This is a genomic window from Ferdinandcohnia sp. SAFN-114, from assembly GCF_059415045.1.
In genome coordinates, this window is sequence record NZ_JBPFDQ010000164.1 from 1 (window position 1) to 4530 (window position 4530).

At 33.3% G+C, this 4530-nt stretch carries 3 protein-coding genes and 1 pseudogene; 2 read left to right on the plus strand and 2 right to left on the minus strand.

Features of this window, described 5'->3' with window-relative positions:
* Positions 1-65: 65 nt before the first annotated feature.
* Positions 66-2333 (minus strand): annotated as a pseudogene (locus ACR65M_RS26500) (Tn3 family transposase); the annotation flags it as partial.
* A gap of 36 nt (positions 2334-2369) precedes the next feature.
* A complete protein-coding gene (locus tag ACR65M_RS26505; RefSeq protein ID WP_116354896.1) occupies positions 2370-2921 on the minus strand; it encodes a recombinase family protein in 552 nt (183 codons plus the stop codon).
* A gap of 299 nt (positions 2922-3220) precedes the next feature.
* On the opposite strand from ACR65M_RS26505, the gene ACR65M_RS26510 reads away from it, so the two are divergent.
* Together ACR65M_RS26510 and ACR65M_RS26515 are read left to right on the plus strand one after the other, a co-directional pair.
* Positions 3221-3601, plus strand: a complete 381-nt coding sequence (locus tag ACR65M_RS26510; protein WP_053474821.1) for a GntR family transcriptional regulator — start codon at positions 3221-3223, stop codon at positions 3599-3601.
* Positions 3601-4455 carry an ABC transporter ATP-binding protein gene (locus tag ACR65M_RS26515; RefSeq protein WP_126409027.1) on the plus strand — a complete coding sequence of 285 codons (855 nt, stop codon included), beginning with the start codon at positions 3601-3603 and terminating at the stop codon, positions 4453-4455. The genes ACR65M_RS26510 and ACR65M_RS26515 overlap by 1 nt, the downstream gene beginning before the upstream one ends.
* The last annotated feature ends 75 nt before the right edge of the window (positions 4456-4530 follow it).

Consider the following 4530-nt stretch of genomic DNA (forward strand, 5'->3'; position numbering starts at 1 on the left):
CGTTAAGTACATGTCTACAATGAAAGAACACATAATAATTTTAATTTTTTTACAAAAAGGTATTGATAACCGGCCGTATCAGTGTAATGTTCTTCAATTGTAAGGTCAGATTCATGATGTAATAATCCATCTATTACATGTACGGCATCCCTTGCATTTGTATTAATAACTTTTGCATAAAAGGATGAAAACTGATCACTTGTAAAACGATAAATGGTCGTACCTTTCCCAGTTCCGTAATGAGGATTTGAATCTGCATGTAACGATGATACACCAACAGGAACACGCATACCATCGGAAGATGATGTTGTCCCATCTCCCCAATATGTAGATAAAGATAGACGGTGCTGATAATTTACAAGTGTAGCTTGAGCGCGAATCATAGCATCTTCATGTAATCTCCATTGCATAACATTGGCCATCTGACGATATGAAATATCAGGAGTTGCTTCTGCCATTTTAGTTAATCCAATATTTGTCCCCATCGCCATTAATGAAGCCATCACAATAGACCTTTCCTCACCTTTGGGCGGTTGATTTGAAGAAGCGTGAACAAATGACTCTTCAAATCCAGTCCATTCAGCTACCTCCATTAATAAATCAGTAAGTTTAACTCTTGGAAGCATATTATAAAGCGATAAGCTGAAACTTCTAGCTTCTTCAGGAGTATCAGCTTGAAGTCTCTCAACATGTATCTTTTGTTTTTCAATGTTGATACTTTCAACTTTATCAATATTTTTGGAAATCCATTGAAGTTTCGTATTTAAAGTTTCACATCTTTCCTGTATATACTGTTCAAAACTTACATTAACAGCTATATTAGTCCCTTTAATCTTTGCTTTTCCCCAATCATCTTTTGACACTAAATATTCTTCAAAATCCTTATGTAATCGACTACCTTCAACCCAAACATCACCGGAACGGATATAGTTTTTGAGTTCTGTTAAGGCAGCCATTTCATAATATTGACGGTTAATGTTACCTTCATCATCAAAAACATGTTTTTGCCAACGTTTAGGAACAAAACTCAAAGGTGAGCCATCAGGGATCTTCCTTTTTCCAGAATCATTTAATTCGTGTATGGTATCTAATGCTTTCAATAAAGGCTCTGCTGATTTAGTAGATTTGAACACTAAGGAATCCAACAGGCTTGGAGTATATTTCCTTAAATAGTTATATCGAGTTTTTATTAAATCAAGGTAATCATAATCCATTGGTCTTGATAATAATTTAGCTTCCTCAATCGATTCTACAATTTTCTCCCACGGCATTACTTGCTCTAATGCCACATAGGGATCGATCCCTTCCTCTTTGGCTTTAATTAAAGCCGTTCCTATATCTGCGTAATGCACAACTTTTTCATTTACTGACTTTCCATTTTGTTTTTGCATCTCTTCTTGCGTTTTTCTGCCTTTTGCTTGTAACACCATCATTTGTCTATCATGAATTTCAATGGCATGGTCAGTTAAGTCTTGGGAGAGAGTGATTAAGTGAGCGACCAATAATGCATATCTTTTATCTTCGTTAAATCTTCTAAAAGAATGGGGTTCATATCTAGCCCCAATTCGTGCCAATTGTAAAAGTCTATTGGGGTGTATTAATGCCGTATTGGCTGCAATATTCATTTCTTTAATGTACTTTAATCTTTTTATGACCTTTAAAAAAGAATCTGGTGACGACTGTCCGGGAATTTCCCGAAGCCAAGCTAATTGGGTTTTATTATTATTTACCGTTAAATCGATTAACTTTTCTAGTTCACGCTTATGTCTTTCGGAAAGATTACTTGTTAGTATGGCATATATTCTTTTCTCTGCACGCGTTCTTGCTAACCAAACCATCCTTTCGATTGTTGGGATGGCAGGAAGGATTATTTTTTCCTTTCTTAATAAACCAATTGCTGTGCGTACTAGATACATCGAATTCCCATTTTCCAATGCGGATTTTAAAAGAACATTAGAAATCGTACGATAATCACTGTTATTAAAGTTTCTATATCCATAAACTTGACGTATTTCTTCTAAATGCTCACGTCTAGTTGTATCACGTTGAGCATATGAAGAGTAAACCTCTGGATCTAAATTAATTTGATTAGCAACATATTTAATAAGGTTTTCGGGTATTTCTCACATATTAATTAAAGAACAACCGGGGTTTCTAAGAATGCATAATTGGAGTGCGAACCCTAAGCGATTATGATCTCTTCTATGACGATTTATAACATCAATATCATAGTCAGATAGACTGTAATAAGAAGTAAATTCAAATTCTGATAAATTATTAAGGTTTAAAATTTCCTTGCGCTGTTCTGGTGTCAGTAGTTCTTTTACACTCAAGTTAAATCAATCCTTATTAATAATTTTGGTATGCGCCTAATTTACTTTGTCTAAGTATCTATACAGTGAGGTTTTGCTGATTCCTGTTGCTTCTGTAATTTGGTTGATTGTATAATCCTTGCTTTTATACATTTTAATCGCCATTTCAACTTTGTCCTTTTTCTTCGATGGTCTGCCACCTTTCCTTCCTCTGGATCTTGCTGCTTGAAGCCCTGATTTTGTCCTTTCGCTAATAATATCTCGTTCTAACTCTGCAATATTTGCCATTGTACGAAAGAAAAACTTCCCCATTGCAGTTGAAGTATCAATACTGTCATTAATAGAGACAAAATCTACGCCCAGATCATTGAATAATTCACTAAGTTCAATTAGATGTTTTGTAGAACGTGAAATACGATCCAGTTTATATACAACAATTTTGTCGCCACTGCGTAAGACTTTAAGAAGTTCTTCAAGTTGGGGTCTATCTTTTCTAGTTCCGGTCAATTTTTCTTTATAAATTTTTTCTACCCCAAACTTTGTAAGTGCATCAACTTGCATATCCAAGTTTTGTTCCTCCGTACTTACACGTGCATAACCAAATATCATCATTCATCACCTGCAAAAGTAGTTTATAACCCTATATTAGCACCTAAAACGGTATCATATACTAAAAATGTTACTTTGATTTTGGGAATGAGTTTTGGTTCTATAGATTAATAGAAATAGGTTGTTTTTTTAAAAATATTTATAAGTACCATAAACGGTCGTTTATGGTTCATCAACTCCTTACAATAATTGAATTAAGACATTATGTTATTTTAGATATTGAAATTAAATTATAATAATTGTATATTATGTATATAATGTATATCAAGTACATATACAGTTGAAAAAAGAGGGTTCCTATGAAAATAATTATTAAAAATGGTTCCGAGCAACCGTTATATCAACAAATAAAGGATCAAATTAAAGGTGGAATTCTTCGTCAGGAATTAAAAGAAGGTGAAAAACTTCCGTCCATTCGTTCATTAGCAAATGATTTACATGTTAGTGTTCTTACAACAAAAAGAGTATATGACGAATTAGAAAAGGAAGGATTTATTGTAACAACCGTTGGAAAAGGTTCATTTGTAGCATCCGACAACTTAGAGATGCTGTCGGAATCTAAAAGGCACATGATTGAAAAAAAGCTTTCAGAGGCGTGGCAGATGGCTAAAACTCTAGGAATAAATAAACAAGAACTTTATTTAATGATGGATATCATTTTTGAAGAGGATGATGAGTGATGACAGCTGTTTTAGATGTGAAAAACTTAAAGAAAGAGTTAGATACTTTCAGCTTAGATAAAGTGGACTTTTTATTAAAAGAAGGTTGTATAACTGGTTTTATCGGAATTAATGGTTCCGGAAAAACAACAACTATAAAAACCATACTTGGACTCTATCCGAAGAACGAAGGTAGTATTAAGTTTTTTGGTAAAGAAATAGAAAAAAATGAGTACATAGTAAAGAATCGTATCGGGGTAGTTTTAGATGAAGGCTATTTTTATGAAGAAATGACATTGAAAGAAATGAAAAGTATTATTGCTCCTGCATATACGAACTGGGATGAATCTGTTTTTTTAAAGTATATCAATCGATTTAATTTGAAATTAAACCAAAAAATTGCAACCTTATCAAAAGGTATGCGAATGAAATTTGCCATTACTTTAGCTCTTTCTCATCATGCTGATCTATTGATAATGGATGAGCCAACAAGTGGTCTTGACCCATTAATTCGTAATGAGTTAATGGAGATACTTTTAGATTTCATGGAAGAGGATGGAAAGAGTGTATTCTTTTCTACTCATATAACTTCTGATTTAGATAAAATAGCTGACATGCTTATATTGATTGATAAAGGCAGAATCATATTCAACGAAAGTAAAGATGAACTACTGGATAGGCATGCTTTGGTAAAAGGAGATAATAGTTTAATCAATGAACATACAAGAAGGTTATTTTTAAGTTTGCGTCAAACAGCAGTTGGCTTCGAAGGAATTACAGACAAATTAGACGTAGTACGTGAACAAATGAACGATTGTCTAATAGAGAGGCCTTCCATTGAAAATATAATGTTAGCCTATGTAAAGGAGGGATAAAAATGTTATTTCATCTTGTCAAAAAGGATTTCATTCTAGCCAAAAAATACCTATTGTTTATGCTTATTTTTGCAG

Bases quoted from the DNA above. Each gene is read 5' to 3' on its own strand.
- ACR65M_RS26505 (WP_116354896.1), bottom strand. From the start codon at position 2,921: ATGATATTTGGTTATGCACGTGTAAGTACGGAGGAACAAAACTTGGAT.
- ACR65M_RS26510 (WP_053474821.1), top strand. From the start codon at position 3,221: ATGAAAATAATTATTAAAAATGGTTCCGAGCAACCGTTATATCAACAA.
- ACR65M_RS26515 (WP_126409027.1), top strand. From the start codon at position 3,601: ATGACAGCTGTTTTAGATGTGAAAAACTTAAAGAAAGAGTTAGATACT.